Here is a 19979-nt window from a genome sequence, read left to right on the forward strand (position 1 = left end):
TTTTTATCTTAACAACCATATGCATCTGATCGGGCACATTAAAGGAAATAAGGTTTTACTCTTTACTGCACTGTTTATATTCATCCTGCGGCTTATATTCATCGGCGCTATGGGCCTTATGCCACAGGATGCATACTATTATTTTTACGGAGAACACCCTGCACTTTCCTATTACGATCATCCGCCTGCAATTGCCTGGTTACTGAAGGCCTTCACCACCATATTGGGGAATAAGGCCTACGCTGTGAAACTAGCAGATTCCGTAACCACCTTTGCAACATTGATCGCCTTTTACCAGCTCTGCCTTCATTTCCTGAGCAGGCATAAAGCAGCGAATGCCTTTATAGTGCTGTTTTCCACGCTGATGGTCACCATCCTGTCCCTGGTATCTACACCGGATGTTCCCTTAATGCTATGCTGGACGCTTTCCCTGCTTTTCCTGTACAGGGCTGTTTTCCTGGAAAGGAAAGTTTACTGGCTGCTGGCTGGGATCATGATGGGCCTGGCCTTCGATAGTAAATACACAGCGGTTTTCCTGCCGGCAGGTTTACTGCTCTTCCTGGTATTATCTGCACCGCATCGGAAATGGTTATTATCCCCCTGGTTATGGGCTGCGCTGATACTCATGATAGTAGCCAGCAGCCCGGTGATCATCTGGAATATTCAGCATGATATGGCTTCCTTCCGGTTCCAGTCCACCGGAAGAACAGGCGGTATTGAAGTAAGGCCATTGGATGTACTGGGTGTGATAGGTCACCAGGCAGCGATTCTCATGCCGGTGTTGTTCTTTTCTTTATGGGTTTTACTGTACAAAACTATTCGCCGGAAATTCAAAAAGGTCACCGCGGAACAGCTCTTCCTGCTCAGCTTCTTTCTTCCCCTATTCCTCCTCTTCTTCCTGATCTCTCCTATTTACTGGGTGAAAATAAACTGGATGATGCCTGCTTATATCAGTGGCATTATCTGGGTGAGTGTTTATCTCTCTGAGAAATACATCCGCTGGCAACAGGTATTTGCATGGGTTGTACATGTTGCCCTGGCTATAGAACTGATCTTCTACCCCGTACCCATTAACTCTGATGATGTATGGCTGGGCTGGGGTGAAATGGCAGATTCCGTTAAATCCCTCAAAAAACAATACCCGCAGGATTTCATCTTTTCAGCAGATGACTATAAGACCAGTGCAGTACTCAACTTTTATTTGGATGAGATGGTCTATGGTCAGAACATCCTTGGGCGAAAGGCTTTGCAATTCGACTATATAGGCACCGATGTTAACAAGCTGGCTGGCAGAAATGCATTGTTCATTAATTCTGAAATAGGAGATGCTACAGATGAGCAACGGTTTACGGATACGCTCCGGAAATATTTCAGCACTGTGCAAGCACTTCCCCCAATTGTGGTCAGGGGTTATGGTAAGGTAATAAGGGAATTCCAGGTGTACCGTTGTTTGGCGTATCATCCTGGAGGAAGTAAATAATTAAGCGTTTCAACATGTTGCGGGGCCTTTTATAACTTAAACTGCAGCGTCACATACAGATTCCTTCTGTCCGCCGGTATAATCCCAGGCCCGGGATACCCATCTGCACGGCGTGTAAAATACTTTTCATCCGCCAGGTTATTGATACCGGTGTAGATGGTGAACTTCCGCCAGTTATAACTCAGGCTGAGGTCCATTACGCTGAAGGCAGGCACAGCACCATCAACTGCGGTGGGTGTTTCCTCCGTATTAGTAGCATCAGAATATTGTTTGGCCTGGTAAGCATACTGATAGGTGATGTTAAACCTTGGGCTCCCGAAAGACAATCCTGTACGCACTAAAACAGGCGGTACATTCTCTACCAGCTTATCTGCAATAGCGGTGTTCTTTGTATTGATGTAACGGGCATCTATCAGGGAAAGGCTCGTATATACATTCAGTTTATATTTCGATCTTCCCTGTGTGATGGCTTTTAATAGATCTCCTTCCAATAAAGTTTCTAATCCATAATTCCTGCTGTCTGATACATTCGTGCGCAGGCGGTAGGTCATAAAGCTGGAATCACGGGTAAAGATAGAACCGATCCTGCCGTTGTATTTAAGGTAGAAGAGGCTTACATCCAGGTATAACCAGTTCCTGTAAGTGCCCCTGAATCCAAGGTCTATATTATACCCGTCTTCATCCTTCAGATCAGGATCTACTTTTGAATTGGCATTCACCACGCGGATGTCGTTGAAGTTGATGGAACGGTAGTTCTGGGAAATGTTGGCATATACCTCTGTACCATTGTTGAACTTCCAGGAAGTTCCTACCCCGAGTAAAGTAAAAGAACGCGGGTTACTCCTGCTTTCCGCGATCCTTTCGCTCGGAATGAAAATATTCAGCTTATAGTAATAACCATCCGATTTAGTATTGATATGTTCGAAACGGATGCCGGGCGTAACGCTCCAGTGTTTATTGATCTGGAATACATTCTCTGCGAAAGCGGCGATATTGGTACCGGGGAATTTAAACCCGGAAAGGTCTGGTTCAACGCCATTGAAAACAAAGTCATCCCCGCTGCCATCACTACCACTTCCCTGTTTGCGTTTGGTAAGTCCTTTATATACACGGGTACCTACTAACACGGTACTCCGCAGATCTTTTATAAATTTATACTGATGAATGAAACGCAGTTCCGAGCCAAAATTGCTGTACCGGTCAGCCAGGTAATCCCTGTTTCCGCCATTATCAGGCCGGTTAATGTACGATAATATCCCTAAGGCATCTCTGCCTCCCTGCAATGTATAATTCCGCCAATTCAGGCGCGTATGCTCATTAAACGCATAATCCAGGTTCAGGCTGACCAGGTTCCAGTCAACTTTAAACCAGTTCCTGGCCCTTACAGATACAGAGGGATCTTCCTTAAACTGCGCATCTGTTAAACCGCCGGGTTGCTGAGCCAGGTATTTCATGAGGGTATATTCTCCTGTGATCTTAAACTTAGGAGTTACATCATATGCAAGATGAACATAGGCATTGTGCTGATCATAATGGCTGTTCGGGCGCCAGTCGTCTCCCCTTTTGAACTGGTAGAAAGCATAGTAGTTCAGCTTGTTCTTTGCAATAGTACCGCCTACGCTGTTAAAGGAATTGAAGAAACCATACGATCCCAGCGTTTGCCTGGTGGTAAGCTCGAAAGGTTTTGCCTTAGGGCCTTCTTTCATAATGAAGTTGATCAGCCCTCCAAACTGTGGGCCATATTGCAGGCTGGCGGCACCACGTACGATCTCTATCCTTTCTATCGCTTCTGAAGAAGGGGTATAATAACTTTCAGGATAACCCAATGCATCTGCACTGATATCATATCCATTCTGGCGGATGTTAAAATTAGAGGAACGGTTAGGACTGAGGCCACGACCTCCGATACCCAGCTGCAAACCTCCCCTGTCATATTCCCAGATATTCAAACCAGGTATACGCGCATAGATCTGGCGGGTGTTGTTAGTAGCCAGGTTAGCATTGATATGGCGCATATTGATCACTTCCGTTTTCTTGCCTGCATTGATGGTTGTACCTGAAACATCCTTCAGCATACCGGAAACGGATTCATTCCTTTTACCGGTAACAACTATATCGGAAAGGGTAATATTCTTTAAGAGGTTGATATCTGCCACAATATGTTTGTCTGTGATCACGATGACTTCCTCATAATCACCTATTTTGATAGTATAGGTGCCCGGGCTCAGTTTTGTGAACCGGAAAAAACCATTCTCATCGCTTAGTTTCTGCTGTGCACCCGGCAACAGTATTACAGTTGCATGCACAACAGGTTCATCGCCGCGGCGTAGGGAACCGTTTATGTTGTATTGTGCATATGCCGCCACACTCACCAGGCACATCATTATCATTAATTGAAACTTTCTCATTGCGTTAATTTCTATAGGGTAAAACCCAGTTGTAATGCTTCCATGATACCGGCGTTTCCGCCAGGTTAATTGTTGAATCTATAAAAAGACGGGAACGTTCTCCGTTGAGGGATACATAGACTTCTCCATATACCTCCGGGTTGACGAGTCCGCGTGTTTCGAATACTTTTGCCAGGTGATGTGCATATTTCAGGATCAGGTCCGGTTGTGTGCACATCATCTTTTCCTGCAGGGGTGTTAAAAATTCTGCATTATTCACTTCTATGGAATGATCTTTATCCTTAACGGTGAAATAGGCAGAACCTGCTTTCTCCATCAACATCACGCGCCAGGAGAAACGGTAACCTTCTTCATGCCAGAAGAGGTGACCGGGATACAATAAGAACCTCAGGGGAATAACCAGTTGCAGGAATACATAGATCCCTACCACAATGGATAAATTATATTTGAAACGATATGCTGCATCATTAAAGCTATGATCGTAGAATGGGAAGAACCGCTGCAGCTTTTCATGAAATGCACCGGAGAAAAATATCAGGCTGCAGGAGATCATCACATACGGGAACATGCCAATACCCGGGAAGAAGATGGCAGTGGCGATATGGAAGATCACTACTACAGCATATGCATAGGGCCGTGTTTTTCTATTAAGCAAAAAGAAAACGATAAAGAGATCGTATACAGCGCCGAACCAGGAGAAAAGGTAGGCTACCCATGTTTCGTACATATAAGCACCTACGATGGGCAAATGTGTTTTAGCAGGCAGCCAGGTACGCATAGGTTGTGCATCCAGCAGCCAGTCCGGGTTGAGTTTTGCAAGGCCGGCAAAGATATACACAACAGCCATTTGAAAACGGAGGATACCGATCGTCCATGCAGGCACTTGTTTCCTTCTTTTTTCAGGCTTTATTAATACATCTAATGAATAGTCTCTGTTAGCAGGCAGCCAGATCATCAGGAAAGCCACCAGGCTGATAAAATAGTAATGGTTGAGGTAAGTGGTTACATCCAGCAGCTCTACATACGTAAAGCCGATAAAGAAGAGGATGGCGGCCAGCCTGTAAAAAAGCCCCAGTGTAATCAGCAGCGCGGCTATAATGATGGTTAAAAAGAGCAGGTGCATACTTAAGTTTCCTAAAGGCTGCACCCACTCAAAGCCAATGTAGGTAAAATGGAAATCAGGGGTAACATAAACGGAAGTGATCCATCCCCGGTACCAGAAACGGATCAGGCTTAAGAACATTAATAAACCGAATACAATTCTGAAGGTGATCAATGGAGCAATGGAAACGGGCTGGCGGAAACTTGCCAGCAATGCAGTAACCCTTTTTGCCAGTGACCGATGAGAGACAGGCAGTTGCAATGCCGCACCGCTTGATATCTGATCTTCCTTAGTCTCCATCGTTATCTACAAAAGTGATTTGCACTGCGGTGGCAGAAGCTACGTCTGTTTTCAATAAAGTGAGCAGTTTCTGTATTTCCTTATAGGCTGCTTCAACTGCAGCAGTCTGTGTGGTAAGGGATGTGGATAAAGGATCAGGGATAGCACTGAGTTTAGTAGATACCAGGTCAAACTGCGCGAGTACATCATTGTTCAGTGTTGTTTTATTCAATGCTACCAGGTAGTCCGAAAGGCCTTTCCCATTACCGCCGCCATTGTATGTTTTCTTCAGGGCATTGATGTTTTCCACTGCCAGTGCTACGGAATTACCTGTAAAGTAGGCTTCCACCTTAGTGGCAAACACCGTCCCATTGGATTGTTTACCAAAGGGCCAGCCAATGCGGGGGCCTTTAAGCAGGTCCATCTGGTAAGCCATTTGGTTCACCATATTACCAATGGGGCTGCCTACATTCGTTTTAGTGTTGGCAATAAACTCCGTGCGGTAAGTGCCCCAACCGGTAACAATACCATCTACCAGGTTTTTTAAACGCGTTACAAGGTCCTTCACGTACTTCACCCGTGCAGCAGTGTTTGTACCAAATTTGGCAATGGCATTCGGGCCGAAATAGAGGTAATTCAGGGCAGGGAATCCTTGTGAATAGAAGGAAGCCCTGGTCATAGTGGTGAGATTGTAAGTGCCGGTGCTGATGTTGTTTTCAATGCTCACACTATCTATCGAAAAACCGGTCAACTGGCCTGCCGTATTAAAGTTATAATCCAGGCTGCCGGAGAAATTCGCGAAGATATCCAGCAAGGCGTTTTCCGCAGGGCCGAAATGAAAAGAAGTGATCCTTTCGTATTGTAACTGCGCATCCACATATGCTGTTTTAAGCGCTGCCTGGGTTACAAGGGTTGGTGCCGCAAGAAAGGCATCAGAGGCCGTCTGCAATACCTGTAACTTTTGCTGCAGGGCAGTGTAACCCGGGATAATGAGATTATCCGCATAATTGGTAAGCATGGCCGTTTTATCAAAGGCATCGGGCGTTTCTCCTCCGCTGTCTGAGGACTTGCTGCAGGCGCAGAAAACCGTAACGGCTAAAACAAAAATGATTCTTTTCACATGTCCTGATTTAAACATTCTTTAAATTGGAAAAGGAACTCCCTGCATTAAAGCTGAGAGTTCCTGGCAGTATGCCAAGTCCGGTATTATTTCAGATGACGGTCTGTTAAAGGCCGTATGTTGTTTTAAGAATATTCTGCGCTTGTTTCAGATCGGTAAAACCAGCCTGACCGGTCAGTGCATAAAAGTCTTTATTCATGATACCCTCCAGGATAGCGAAGTTCGCAGCAGACAATTTGCTGTTAGCAGGCCTGTACTTCAGGGCTTTAACAAATCCAAAGCCTTCAGACAGGGCATGCAATTGCGTAGCAGGGTTACCAATAGAAGCGGATTCTGTTGGTATGGTCACATATGCCAGCGCAGCGGCAGCAGCAAGTTGTTCCCATTTAGCCAGGATAATATCAACCTGCGCATTGCGTACATTCACATCGTAACCTCCGATAGCAGCACGGCCTTTCAGGAAAGCACCAAAGATGATACCACCAGCCTGGATAGTTCTGCCTCTTTCACGCAGGTAGCCACCCCAATGTAAAGGTCTGTTTGGATCTGTATTAGCATATGTCAGTGATGAATCGTAATTAGCTGGTACGGCCAGGTAACCAAATGCCTCATCCCATGATTTTTGGGCTGCCGTTGTATCTGTTGCAGATATTGATTTTACCGCGGTAAGTAGTTTCACGGCTTCTTTGAAAAGGAAACCACCCATGGTACCTTTCAAAAAGGTCTGGCCATATTCCAGCCCTCTTGGCCCAACGATAATCTTACCGGTATTACGGGGAAGGAATCCTCCGGTACCCTGTACAGCAGGTGTACCTGTATTATAGATCAAAACGCTGTCTGCATGAAGTTTGTATAAAGTTGCATCTGATGTAAGGTCTTTAAGATTTATACCAGATGTATTCAGGCTCGCATCTGCGAATGGGTTATTGGTATTAGCCCACATATTGGTCACTTTCGCCTGGTCCAAAGGCACAGTAGTAAGACCCGCATTGGCTGTTTTCAGGTACGTGTCCAATTCCAGCAGCATCTTTACACGCTGGGTGGATTTAGTATAATTCGCGTTGGCAAATGAATAAGTGGTTGGAACCGTATAAGGTTTTACAGGTGTTCCTGCATCATCATCCGTACAGGAAGATATGGTTGCTGTTGCTCCTAAAAGTAATACGACTGCGTACAGTTTATTTCTCATTCCCTATTTTTTTCTCAAAGGTATCGTGCCCCCTATGCGGAATGTTTATGTAATCGGGAAATTCTGAAAGCGCTGATAATTTTCCGTTTTCGACATCCCCTTCCTGCTGAATTTACAATTTCATGATATAGAATGTATGCACTCCTACCTTTTTCAAAAATACAAAACCAGCCACAGTAAAGGATTTAGCAGTCTTAATTCTCGAACATTTTATAAACAAAAAAAGAACGCCATTGCATACAACTGGTTTTGTACGCATGGCATTCACCACAAAGATGAAGCGTGATTCTAAAGAAATTCTAAAGCCTGCCTTTTTACAGCAGTATTTCGTGATGGTATACGTAATTTTACAGCCTGTAGGTTGCCTGTGAAAAGATGAATTCTAAAGAAATTCCAAAGAATTATGAAACTATTACTCATAGAAGATGAGCCCCTATTATTAGATGAAATGGACCTTTACCTGACAGAACAGGGATACCGTTGTGAAAAGGCCACTAATTATAAGGAAGGGGAAGAAAAGATCACCTTATATGAATATGATGTAGTGGTGTTGGATATCACCCTGCCGGGTGGGAATGGACTTGCCTTACTGAAATTACTAAAGGACCAGTTCAGGGATGCGGGTGTGCTGATCGTTTCCGCGAAAGACTCTCTTTCCGATAAAGTAGCAGGCCTGGGGCTGGGAGCAGATGATTACATTACCAAACCCTTCTACCTGGAAGAACTCAATGCACGTATCAATGCCCTGATGAGAAGAAGGTCTTTCAGCGGCAATAACCGTATGAAGATAGATATGCTGGTGATAGATACCGCAGCCCAGGAAGTACACTGGAAAGATCATATCATTGCACTCACTAAAAAGGAATATGAGTTACTGCTCTATTTTATTGTGAACAAAAACCGTGTGGTAAGCAAACAATCTATTGCGGAACATTTATGGGGAGACCATTATGATATGGCAGACAATTACGACACGGTATATGTACACACCATGAACCTCCGTAAAAAGATCACCGCGCATAGCGGCACTGATTATATCAAAACAGTATACGGCATGGGGTATAAATTCATGGCACCATGAAATTATTACACAGAACAACGCGGGATTTCCTGTTAGCCACAATCGTTATCCTGCTGATCACGGGTGCAGGATTATACCTGTTCCTGCAGGATGAGGTAACAGCTGAAATGAATGAACAACTGGCATTACAGGCCGCTACAGTAAGCAGGCAACTGGAGGAAGGAAAGGATGCGCACTACCTGTTCACAGAGATCTCCAAAACAACAGACCCGGTACGCCTGGACCCGGTATACGGAGATACCTTACTATATGATCCCATTCAGAAAGTAACAGAAGATTATCACTACCTGGATATCGTTAAGAACATCCGGGGAGAAAACTATCATATCAAAGTAATGACCACCTATATCGGATGGGATGAATACTTCAAAATGATCTTTACTGCCCTGCTTGGTACTACCCTGTTATTGGCTGCTGCCAGCATACTGATCAACTATTTCTCCAGCCGGAAAATATGGAAGCCCTTCTTCCTCAACCTGGAAAGTATCAAGAACTTTTCCGTTAGTAATGATGAAGCATTAAAGTTATACGACTCCCCTATCAAAGAATTCAAAGAGATGCAGCATACGCTGTATGATATGACCCAGCGCAGCCACCGGGAGTATAATGCATTGCGGGAGTTTACGGAGAATGCTTCCCATGAGATACAAACACCACTCGGCATCATTCAATCCAAGCTGGACAGGATCAGCCAATTGAATGTAAGTGAAGAAATGTCCAGGCATATTACACAGGCGAAATCAGGGGTGGACAGGTTGAAGCGGATGAACAAGAACCTGTTGTTATTGGCTAAACTGGACAATAATACCTTTGCGGACAAACAGATGGTATGGTTTGATGAAGTGATCAACCAGCACCTGGAAACAATGGAAGAATTGTTTACGGTGAAAGAAATAGCCGCATCCACGCATATACAGCGTACGCCGGTATTATCGAACCCATATTTATGCGAGATCCTTGTATCCAATCTTATCTCCAATGCGCTGCGGTATACGGAAGAAGGCGGGTTGATCAATATATCACTTTCCACAGAGCAGTTCCAGATCTCCAATACCGGTACGGAACTGGATTTCCCAGCGGAGTTTTTGTTTGACAGGTTCAGGAAAAGTACGAAGCATGTACAGTCTACAGGTTTGGGATTGGCTATTGTACAGCAGATCTGCCAGTTGAACAGCTGGAAGGTTAACTATCATTATGCTGATCAGCAGCATGTATTCACGGTACTCTTTTAAAAAGAACACCGGCAGCCTTTTGCCGCCGGTGTATAACAATCAGACTCTCAGAAAGCACTCACCTCTGCAAAAAAGGTAATATTGGTATTGCCATGCGTTGCAGTTACCGTTACCCTAAAATATCTGACATTAAATGTCTGCGTAAAAAATACAGGCTGCTGGGCATTGATAGCTGCCAGTTGGTAGGTACCAGCTGCCTGCCAGGTTGTACCATCTGCACTGGCTTCCACCACTACAGTTTTAGGCGCCCCATTGGGTGCATTCTGCCGTGCTGTGAGATAAAGGCCAGACAGTGTTTGCGTTGTTTTCATGTCTATGGCGATATGATGTGGCAATGGCGGTTCCCCTCCATCCCATTGTGTATGCCAGAATGTATTCAGCAAACCATCCAGTGCAAAGATGGCGCGGCCGTTGTTAGGGCCTTCCCCGCTTGCTTCTTCTGAATCCACGTTTAAAATGGTCCAGGTACTGCGGTTTATTTCCGGATATACAGGTGGTGTTACCTTCACTACAAAGTAAGTGATGGACTTTGCCGGGTTAAGGGCAAAACCATCTGCTGATTCCAGTCTTACGGGGATCATGTAATTATGCCCTTCCTGGATCTGTTTGGCATTGATGGTGAAGTTGATATTATCGCTGATAGTTCCACCTTTTTTGATAAGCGCCTGTGCTGTTTTAAATAAGAAGATATTGTCCGGTATCTTCTCAAATGCAGGTTGCCCTGCATTCACGCGTGCGGTATTGATGGAATCCCATTTTGTATAATCCAGTGCAAAACGCACATTGATATCCCGGGGCGCAGTTAAATAACCGGCACCGGCAAAGAAGGCATTCACATCAAATGCATAGGCACTGTCTGACTGCAACGGTGCCCTGCGGTTTACGGTAATGTCTGTAAATGAGCCGCTGATGGCTTGCGACATATAGACACGCACATCACCGTCTTTTTCGCTGAAAGTAGTATCCTTTTTACAGGCAATGATACCACCCAGGAGTATGTATAGGAATAACTTGTTCATTGTTTCAGTTTTAGCGTTACCATCCCAGGTTCTGTGGCAGCAGAGCAGGATTCAAGGTTAATTCATTGTTAGGGATCGGGTACAGGTACATCTTATCGTTCCATGTTCTGGCGGCGATATTGGGATATACCCTGATGTAAAAGTTCGCATCTACCTGTACATTGCTCACCTGGTTGGCAGGGTATTGTGCCCTGAGTGCAGGTGTAAGCTTCATGCCAAGGATAGTTTCCGCGTTGTTGATGAGGTTGCCGGCTTTCCAGCGTAGCAGGTCATCAAAACGGAAACCGTCACCCACTAACTCAATCCTTCTTTCTCTCCTGATCTCATCCAGCAATACAGGCAATGCAGGAAAAACAGACTGCGGGTCTTTTACAAGTGTAGTGATCACCATGTTAGCCATACCTACACGTTCCCTGATCTTATTGATGGTTTTATCAATTACCACCTGGTCTGCTTCTCCTAGTTCTGCTTTTGCCTCTGCATAGATGAGCAGTGTTTCTGCATATCTGAAAATGAATAAGTCTAAAGTGGATTGATTGGCATTCCATTGTGCAGGGTCCGGGCTGTAATTCTTCACTGCGGCATATCCTGTTACTACACCAGGAATACGTGGCAGCGTCATTTCATCACGGGTGCCGTTGGGATTATTAGTGAAAGAGAAACCGCGGGTAGCTACGATCTGTGAGAAACGCGGATCGCGGTCTATCATTTCTTTATCCAGGGTTTCATCCCCCTGATACAATGGGCTGAGTGCAGTGGGCACACCATTCTTATCAAGGAAAGAACGAACAAAGTTTTTGGTAAGCGCAGGCCATACGTCTGAGATCTGGCGGGTTAGATTATGCATGCTTACATCTTTGATGAACCGCATGGCCATGATATTCTCTGTATTACCTCTCAATTCTTCCTGAATGAACAGGTTGTAGTAATCCTTTGAGGGGTTTCCTGTTTTATAGATGCCATAGCGGCCACTGTTGATGAGCAACTCCGCTGCATCTGCGGCTGCACGCAGGTAAGTTTGTTCATCACCAAGTGCCTGGTATTTACGGAAGGTACCCTCCCACAGGCAGATCCTTGCTTTCAAAGCCAATGCCACATCTTTGGTGATCCTGCCGGCGAATTGTACATTGGTAGCTTCTGCAGCATTTGCTACAGCAAAGTTCAGATCAGCCAATACGGAATCCATGACCTGCTTGTGTGGCTGACGGGGGCCGAATAAGATAGCAGTGGAAGTATCTGTAAGATCTCTGTTGATCCAGGGTACTGCACCAAATCTTTTCACTTTATCCCAATAGAATAAAGCCCTGAAGAAACGGCCTTCTGCGGCGTAATTGTTCTTCAGTGTTGCATCCATTTCCGCGCGGTTATATCGTTGCAGAAAATAGTTCACGTAGCGGATATTGGCCCAGCCGCTATAGCTCCAGCCGTTAGCGGCAGCATCTGTTGCCGGCACCACATATTCACCTGCCAGGAAAACATCACGGTTACCTTGTGCAAAGTTGTCTGAATTAGCCTCGCTGTTACCACGTTGAACCGGCAGGGCATCGTAAAAACGATTGAGATATAACTTCAGATCGTTCTCATTCTTGAAATAAGTGGGCTCACTGATGGCATCCTGTGGAAACCTGTCCAGGAAATCTTCCTTTTTGCAGGCACCCAGTAGCAGGATCAGTGCGAATATATATAAAGCGTGTATCGTCCTCATAATTAAACAATTTGATATAACAGAATTATAAACCTACCTGAAGGCCAAAAGACCAGGCACGGCTTAAAGGATACGTTTGGCCACCCAATAATTCGGGATCAAAAGCTTTGTGCAGTTTAGTGATCTCAAACAGGTTCTGCCCCGTTACGTAAACTCTTACACGGGCGATCTTTGCTCTTGACAACAAAGACTGTGGCAGAGAATATCCGAGCGTTACCTGTTTTAACCGTGCATAGGCTGCATTCTGTTTGTATTTTGTTTGTGTTTCCTGATCGTACCAGGCACCTATTTTGTTCACTGGATAATAAGCATTCCTGTTTTCCGGTGTCCAGGTATCGAGGTTGTGTTTTAATGGTACAGACCATTCGTCTACCAGGCCCCAGAAGTAAGCGCCGCCTAACCAGAAATCGCGCTTCATGGTTCCCTGGAAGAAAATAGTGGCATCAAAACCTTTGTAATCTGCGCCGATGTTCAGCCCGAACTGGTAACGGGGGCTGGTATTGCCTATGATGCGTTTGTCTCCCGGATTTGCAGTTGTGTTATCGCCTGCGTTAATTACGCCGTTTCCATCCAGATCTACGTAACGGATATCGCCCGGCAGCCAGTCTCCACCCCAGATCTCCTTTTGAGAAGCAGATTTGCTGACTTCATCTGCAGATTGGAAAAATCCTGCTGTTGTATATCCCCATGTTTCACCCAGTGTATGGCCTACGTAAAAGTCTGTGATCAAGCCTTTTGGATTGAGACCATACTTCGTGACTTTGGAAATATTATCAGACAGGTTAAAGCCAATATTGTAATTAAAATCTTTTGACAGGTTATCTCTCCAGGTAAGGTTTAATTCCCATCCTTTCGTTTGTACATCCGCTCCGTTGACAGAGGGTGGATTGGCACCAAGGGCACCTGGCTGTGCTCCTGCAGCAATGATCAGATCTTTCACAGTTCTCACATAGCGATCAAAGACTAAACCCAGCCTGTTCTTCAGGAAGGTTGCATCCACACCTATATTCACTGTGTTCACTTTCTCCCAGGTGAACTCAGGGTTCACCAATGCAGGTGCGCCCACATAAGGACTGGTGAGATTATCATTAAATACATACCCCGTCTGACCTATCGGCATCGTTGCAATGTATGGATAAGTGGAAGAGGTCAGCTGGTTACCCAGTATACCGTATGATCCTCTTATTTTAAGATCGTTCACGATATTGCTCAGCGGAGCAAAGAACTTCTCCTGAGAAACACGCCATCCGGCAGATACAGAGGGAGAGAACAGATACCTGTTTCCTCTGCGGAAACGGGAAGTACCATCATAACGGCCATTCACTTCGAGCAGATATTTATCTGCGTAGATATAGTTTAAACGGAAAAATGAGCCACTTACTGCCCACTCTGACTGTGCGGCAGTTAAGGCCGGATTCTTATCATTGTTGGGAACGAGGCTTGGCAGGGTTGGATCTACAAGGTTCTTTGCTGTTACGCCAAAACTCCTGTTTTGCTTCAACTCTTCATTATACCCTATCATTGCCTTCAGGTAATGTTTACCACCGAATGTATTTTCATATTCTGCGTAGGAATTGAGTGCATAATAGCTATCGCTGCTATTGGTTTGAAAGAGGCGGCTTGGTGTTGTCCAGGGATAAGTTCCCAGTAATGCTCCGTTTGCGCCGTATTCACTGAATGCTTTATAATGCTGTGTTTTATTATAGAAATATCCGTTCCAGGTATAGTCTGTAACGATACGGACATTCTTTATGGGTTTGATCACAAAACCACCTGTCAACCATATATCATTGATATCATACTTCTGGCGGCCGTTCAGTTTCATCAGCGCTATCATATTGGTATAGTTACCCTGGCCGGAGAAATGGCCATCCGGATGCCTTACCGGCATCAGTGGTGTAAGGTCCGTTGGCAGGAAAGACCAGTTCTGTGAAGAAGCATCATTGAACTGTGTGCCGTTTGGTGTATTTAAAGTAGAATGGTTCAGGCTTGCTTTGAAGTTAAGGTCCAGCCAGCTGGTTGTTTTATTTGTTAACCTCAGGGATGCATTATAACGTTTGTATTGCTGATCTGCTTCCCGCAACAAACCTTCCTGATTAAAGTAGCCCAGGCTGGCGGCATAAGTGGTTTTCCCTTCACCACCAGTAAGGGAAATATTATGTTGCTGCTGTGGCTGATAGCCAGGATACAGTACATCTATCCAATCCGTATTCCCAACATACCGGTAGCGGTTGGGCCTGTCCGGATCAACATATACATCGGAGTTATTAGCAGGGTCCGCCTGGAATTTTGCTGCGAGGATGGAATCCTGATCTGTATAATTATAACTGTTACCACCTGCTCTGCGTGCGGCGTCCCTGAACATGTTGATATAGTCGGAACCACCGAGATAGTCAGGCATCCTTGTAGGCCTGCTGATGGTATAATTACCGGAATAGCTGATATTCAATTTACCCTGTTTACCGGTTTTAGTGGTAATAAGGATTACACCATAGGCGGCCCGGCCACCGTAAATAGCAGCAGAGGCAGCATCCTTCAATACTGTCACATTTTCCACATCATCCGGGTTGATCAGGTTAGGGTCCATCACCACACCATCTACCAATACCAGCGGTGTTGTAGAACTAAGGGTTCCTAAAGTTCCTCTAAGATTGAAATTCGCACCCTGCCCGGGCGCTCCATTATTCAAATTCACATTCAACCCGGGTAAAGTTCCCTGTAACCCTTGTGCCAGGTTAGCCAGCGGCCGGCTCTCCAGTGTTTTAGCAGATACCGTAGCCACAGCCCCTGTAAGGTTTGCTGCTTTCTGTGTACCATAACCCACTACCACCACTTCATTTAAAGAAGTGTTATCCGCTTCCAGCACAACGGTCATGTTAGTAGATGCCTGCACTTCTTTTACTGCGAAGCCGATATATTTAAATACAATAGTAGAAGTATCACTTTTTACAGAAAGGGAAAAAGAACCATCCTCTTTCGTAACGGTACCATTGCTGGAACCTTTCTCCCACAGGCTTACACCAATTAGCGGCTGGCCTGTTGCATCTGTTACCTTTCCCCTTGCCACCGTCTGCGCTTTATTGGCAGTATAAGTGATCACTACCAGGTTATCGTCCACCAGTTTATAACTGAGGCTGGTATTTTTCAGGATCTGGTGCAGTGTTTCCGTCCATGCTTTTTCTTTCACGGCAACATCTATCAATGCCGCATCCTGCAGCATTTCATCGTTGTACACAAAATGAATGGATGTTTGCTTCTCAATGGCCTTGAGCGCTTTTTTGAGGGAACTCTGTTTCAGGTTGAGTGAAACCTTTTCCTGCGCCCGCCCGATCAGGGCAAAAGATTGCATGGAACACATACAGATAATAATGACGGTCATTTTCATCATGAGCAGGAGCTTGACAAGTGGAATGACAGGTACTCCGGGCCTGGATGCCGGTCCTAGTCTGATTTTTTTCATACTTTTGGTGTTAGGTTGTGTGAAAAATGGCTTTCCCTGCCCTTAAAATCAGGGGATAAGCCTTAAACGTTAGCATTGCCTAAGGAATGGAGGATGTTCCGAGCATTCTCCTTCCTTTTTTGATCTTAGTTGATAGTTTTACTCATCATCATATATAAACGTGAAATTGGTTCAGCGATCTTTTCATTAGTGCACATACACCGTATCGTTCTCCTGCCTGTAAGTTAATTTGCCCGTTGCCTGTAAGGCATTTAATACCTTTACCAGTGATTTCTTCCCAAATACGCCTGTAAAGCTGGTATTATATAAATTTTCGTTCTCTACTACCACGGTTATATTATACCACTTCTCCAGTTTGGATGCCACTTTGCCAAATTCCTCCCCGTCAAACACCAGTTTACCTTCTTTCCATGCAGCATCCAGCAATGTACTGTCCAATGGATCCACACGGATCTTGCTGAGTAATAAAAGGGGGGCTTCAGGTGTATCCAGGCTGTCCACTATGCGCCTGGTGATCAATGGGCTGGTACTAACCCTGTTGTGTACGCTCAGTTTTTCTCCGGGTTTCAGCTGAATGGTGTTGCCGGGCTGATCGTCCAGCGTAATAGCTACGGACCCGCTGACTAAAGTGGTTTCTATATTTTCTTCGTCCGGGTAAGATCGCAGGTTGAAAACAGTGCCCAGCACCTTTACTTTCAAACCTCCGGCCTGGATGGTAAATGGTTTGTCCTGGTTCTTTGCTACTTTAAAATAGGCTTCCCCTATCAATTGAACATTCCGTGCAGATTGATTAAAATCGTTATCATAAACGATCTTACTATTGGCATTCAGCCATACTTCCGTTCCATCAGGTAAGGTAAGATAGGATTGAGACCCTTTGGGTGTTTTCACTTCCCGGCTGGCTACTTCGCTTGTTTTTGCGGGTAATGCAGACCATAACCACCAGCCTCCCAGCATCAATGTAAATAATACGGAAGCGGCCATTAAAAGGTTTCTTCTCCAGCGGCGCGGCGGCTGTTCTTCCAGGATATTCTCTTCGAACTGGCCAGCTATCTGCATTTTTGTAAAATGGGCAGTATAAGCCTGCAAGGCCTCCGAGCGGTCTTCTTCCTCCGTTTCCTTATGTTCGGGAAAGATCTGTAAATACAGTATGTGCAACCTTTCATCTTCATGAATAAGCTGCTGCAGCTCGGCCTTTTCAGGTTCGCTAACACTCCCGGATAAGGTCCGGCTTACTAAATAATAAAAGCGTTCCTCCTGCATGATCACTAATAAGACAAGATCGGGGGAAGAACTCCCCAATAGTTCCGAAAAAAAATTTTAACGGGTACTGCTGCGGTAGGATTTAAACACATCCGCCAGGCGGCGCATGGCAATATTGAGGTGGCGGTCTACCGTGTTTTCGGAGATCTCCATAATGGTGGCCACTTCTTTATAGGTAAAACTTTCTTCTCTTACCAGTTTGTAAACCATCTGGCATTTGGGGGGTAAAGCCCGGATGGCTGTGGCGAAATCATGCTTTAATTCCCTGCTGATGGTCACCTGTTCCGGCGTGAGGTAGGACACAAATGTTTCAGGGGCAATATTATCGATATCCCAGGTAGTATAGTTGCGGTTCTTAACGAGGTAATTGATCGCGGCATTTTTAACAGCCGTAAAGAGGTACACTTTGAGATTATGTACGCCCAGCAGCCCTTCCTTCATGGTCCATACTTTCAGCATGGCATCGGAAACAATTTCTTCCGCTACTTCATTCTGCCGGACATAGGTATCCGTAAACCGCACCAGTCCTTTGTAAAAATGAAGGAATAGCTGTTTATAAGCCCCTTCATTGCGGAAAATGGCTATTTGTTCCTGAAGTAATGTAATATCCATGTAAGGGGACGTGTCCCTGTTAACGTTAGCTCAATGCATAGTTACTAAGATAGCCCGAAACGGACTAAGCTTTTTTTGCCTATTTGCTAGCTAATCTTATCCTTTCTTCATTGTCCGATAGCCCCTTTTTGATCGCTGCATTGTCCTGTTAGTGTATTGTATGTTTTACCGGTACCCCGGCTACTCTTTATTCGCAACCCAAAAATTACCAAAATCATGAAAATCAGCACCCTGTTAAGCAGCTGCACTATTCTTCTATGTACCCTGCTCTTCTCCTGCAGCAAAGGAAAAGAAAGCACTATCCCGGCGGAACGTTTGGACAATGGCCTGTCTGTTCTGCCACCAGCATCCAGTTATTCCGTGCCCCTGGCCGGAAATGGTTATGTAACCACGCTCGCCTCCGGCGGCTCGGAAGTGATCACCGGCAATGGTTTGGGCAACTGGACCAACGCCGCCAGCATTACAAGTGCCTGGTTCCGTCTCTCGCTGACCGGCACACTGAATGTATCCATCCGTGCGAAAGTACCATCCGGCACCAGTAACATTCGTGTAACGGTGAACGGCACAGCATTCACCAAATCCATTACCGGCAGTTCTTACACTACACATTCCATCGGTTCCGTAACGGTTGGCGCAGCAGGATATATACGGGTAGATCTGAAGGGCATCAGTAAAACCGGTAGCTACTTCGGCGATGTGTCAGATATTATTATCAGTGGCGCAGCTACTGCCAACAATGTTACCTATGCAAGTGATGCCGCCAATTATTACTGGAGCCGCCGCGGCCCGTCTGTACACATGGGTTATACGATCCCTGCAGGTAATACGGCAGAATGGTTCTATAATGAAATGACGATCCCTTCGGGAGAAGACAAGATCGGTTCTTACTTTATGAGTAACGGTTTTTCCCAGGGATACTTTGGCATCCAGGTGAACAGTGCCACAGAGAGAAGGGTATTGTTTTCCGTATGGGATCCTCCGGCAGGTCAGGGTCAAACCACACTGGTGACCAAAGGCCCCAATGTGGTAGATAATGCATTCGGAGGTGAAGGTACGGGTGGTCAGAGTTACCTGATCTTCAACTGGCAGGCAGGAACAACTTATAAGTTCCTCACACGCATCAGACCTGATGGTACAGGTGCTTCGCTTTTCTCCTCCTGGATCTATACACCGGAAACCAGTACATGGCGATATATCGCAACCTGGAAGCGGCCTAATTTAGTCACTTATTATACCGGCGCGCATTCCTTCCTTGAAAATTTCATTGATACGCGCGGATACCTGGGCAGAAAAGTACGGTACAATAATCAGTGGATCTATAATACCAGTGGAAGCTGGGTTGAACTTACCCAGGGAAGGTTCACAACAGATGCTACCGGTACAAACGATCAGCGGCGTGATTATGCCGGCGGGCTGGATGCAGGTAGTTTCTATCTGCAGAACGGTGGTTTCTTTGCCACAAATACGGCTTATGGCACTACGTTCACCAGAACAGCTACGGGCACGGCGCCTACCGTTAATCTGACTACATTGCCATAGGGTATCCATGCCGGTTAGAACATATAAAAAGAATGGCCGCATTAACGGCCATTCTTTTTATTTATGTAGCGGAATGAGTGCGCGGACCTGCGGATCACGTAAGTACAGTCCTGCCCAGGTAAGGATACCAAAGAGCACAGGGAACCAGTAAGGTGCTTCCATTCTTGCCATCACGGCAACTGCACCTCCGAGGTAAGCTGTGGTAAGAATAGCGCCTAAAACGGCTGTGCGGGGAATAGCATAAAGAATGGTAGCGATCAACAGTGCAATGCCGATGCCCATCACCATATTTTCCGGCCATTGGAGTGCTACAGATCCTTTTACGGAAACATCTGCTTTCACCACTTTCATTCCTGCATCTACAAGGTTAAAAAGTATGACGAGGATGCTGATGATCCTGCCGGTCCAAATAGCTGCTCCTGGTTTTTGCTGCGTTGTCATGTTTGTTGATTTAATGATTAAATGATAACACAAACTTACAGGCTCTTAC

The 19979-nt window shown here is 45.5% G+C and carries 14 protein-coding genes; 4 read left to right on the forward strand and 10 right to left on the reverse strand.

Going from position 1 to position 19979, the window contains the following annotated elements; all coding sequences use genetic code 11:
* The first annotated feature begins 19 nt into the window (after positions 1-19).
* The gene (locus AAHN97_RS15535; protein ID WP_343302962.1) at positions 20-1480 is read left to right on the forward strand and encodes an ArnT family glycosyltransferase; all 1461 of its coding nucleotides are present in this window, start codon (positions 20-22) and stop codon (positions 1478-1480) included.
* Between the two features lie 29 nt (positions 1481-1509).
* On the opposite strand, the gene AAHN97_RS15540 is transcribed toward AAHN97_RS15535, so the two are convergent.
* The 4 genes from AAHN97_RS15540 to AAHN97_RS15555 form a co-directional block, all read right to left on the reverse strand.
* Complete coding sequence (locus AAHN97_RS15540; protein WP_343302963.1) at positions 1510-3888, reverse strand: TonB-dependent receptor; 2379 nt, start codon at positions 3886-3888, stop codon at positions 1510-1512.
* Positions 3889-3892: 4 nt separating this feature from the next.
* Positions 3893-5290 carry an HTTM domain-containing protein gene (locus AAHN97_RS15545; protein ID WP_343302965.1) on the reverse strand — a complete coding sequence of 466 codons (1398 nt, stop codon included), beginning with the start codon at positions 5288-5290 and terminating at the stop codon, positions 3893-3895.
* Positions 5280-6389 carry an imelysin family protein gene (locus tag AAHN97_RS15550; RefSeq protein WP_343302966.1) on the reverse strand — a complete coding sequence of 370 codons (1110 nt, stop codon included), beginning with the start codon at positions 6387-6389 and terminating at the stop codon, positions 5280-5282. Before AAHN97_RS15550 ends, AAHN97_RS15545 begins: the two co-directional genes overlap by 11 nt.
* Before the next feature lie 106 nt (positions 6390-6495).
* Complete coding sequence (locus tag AAHN97_RS15555) at positions 6496-7578, reverse strand: DUF4856 domain-containing protein (protein WP_343302967.1); 1083 nt, start codon at positions 7576-7578, stop codon at positions 6496-6498.
* A 403-nt stretch (positions 7579-7981) separates the two neighbouring features.
* On the opposite strand from AAHN97_RS15555, the gene AAHN97_RS15560 reads away from it, so the two are divergent.
* Positions 7982-8659: a response regulator transcription factor gene (locus tag AAHN97_RS15560; protein ID WP_343302968.1), complete on the forward strand. Its 678-nt coding sequence runs from the start codon at positions 7982-7984 to the stop codon at positions 8657-8659.
* A complete protein-coding gene (locus AAHN97_RS15565) occupies positions 8656-9891 on the forward strand; it encodes a sensor histidine kinase (RefSeq protein WP_343302969.1) in 1236 nt (411 codons plus the stop codon). Before AAHN97_RS15560 ends, AAHN97_RS15565 begins: the two co-directional genes overlap by 4 nt.
* Before the next feature lie 47 nt (positions 9892-9938).
* Here AAHN97_RS15565 and AAHN97_RS15570 read toward each other — a convergent pair whose 3' ends face one another.
* The 5 genes from AAHN97_RS15570 to AAHN97_RS15590 all read right to left on the reverse strand — a co-directional run bounded on the left by AAHN97_RS15570 (position 9939) and on the right by AAHN97_RS15590 (position 17950).
* Complete coding sequence (locus AAHN97_RS15570) at positions 9939-10910, reverse strand: discoidin domain-containing protein (RefSeq protein ID WP_343302970.1); 972 nt, start codon at positions 10908-10910, stop codon at positions 9939-9941.
* Between the two features lie 16 nt (positions 10911-10926).
* On the reverse strand, positions 10927-12615 hold the full coding sequence (locus AAHN97_RS15575; protein ID WP_343302971.1) for a RagB/SusD family nutrient uptake outer membrane protein: 1689 nt from the start codon (positions 12613-12615) through the stop codon (positions 10927-10929).
* Between the two features lie 25 nt (positions 12616-12640).
* Positions 12641-16075 carry a TonB-dependent receptor gene (locus AAHN97_RS15580; RefSeq protein WP_343302972.1) on the reverse strand — a complete coding sequence of 1145 codons (3435 nt, stop codon included), beginning with the start codon at positions 16073-16075 and terminating at the stop codon, positions 12641-12643.
* A gap of 186 nt (positions 16076-16261) precedes the next feature.
* On the reverse strand, positions 16262-17338 hold the full coding sequence (locus AAHN97_RS15585) for a FecR family protein (RefSeq protein WP_343302973.1): 1077 nt from the start codon (positions 17336-17338) through the stop codon (positions 16262-16264).
* A gap of 57 nt (positions 17339-17395) precedes the next feature.
* Positions 17396-17950 carry an RNA polymerase sigma-70 factor gene (locus AAHN97_RS15590; RefSeq protein ID WP_343302975.1) on the reverse strand — a complete coding sequence of 185 codons (555 nt, stop codon included), beginning with the start codon at positions 17948-17950 and terminating at the stop codon, positions 17396-17398.
* Between the two features lie 216 nt (positions 17951-18166).
* Between AAHN97_RS15590 and AAHN97_RS15595 the strand changes: the two genes are divergently transcribed.
* Entirely contained in the window at positions 18167-19489 is a 1323-nt protein-coding gene (locus tag AAHN97_RS15595) for a DUF3472 domain-containing protein (protein ID WP_343302976.1), read from the forward strand.
* A gap of 57 nt (positions 19490-19546) precedes the next feature.
* Here AAHN97_RS15595 and AAHN97_RS15600 read toward each other — a convergent pair whose 3' ends face one another.
* Positions 19547-19930 (reverse strand): DoxX family protein, encoded by a 384-nt coding sequence (locus AAHN97_RS15600; protein ID WP_343302977.1) that lies wholly within the window; start codon positions 19928-19930, stop codon positions 19547-19549.
* Between the last annotated feature and the right edge of the window lie 49 nt (positions 19931-19979).

The sequence above is a fragment of the Chitinophaga niabensis genome (assembly GCF_039545795.1).
Classification (GTDB): Bacteria; Bacteroidota; Bacteroidia; order Chitinophagales; family Chitinophagaceae; genus Chitinophaga; species Chitinophaga niabensis_B.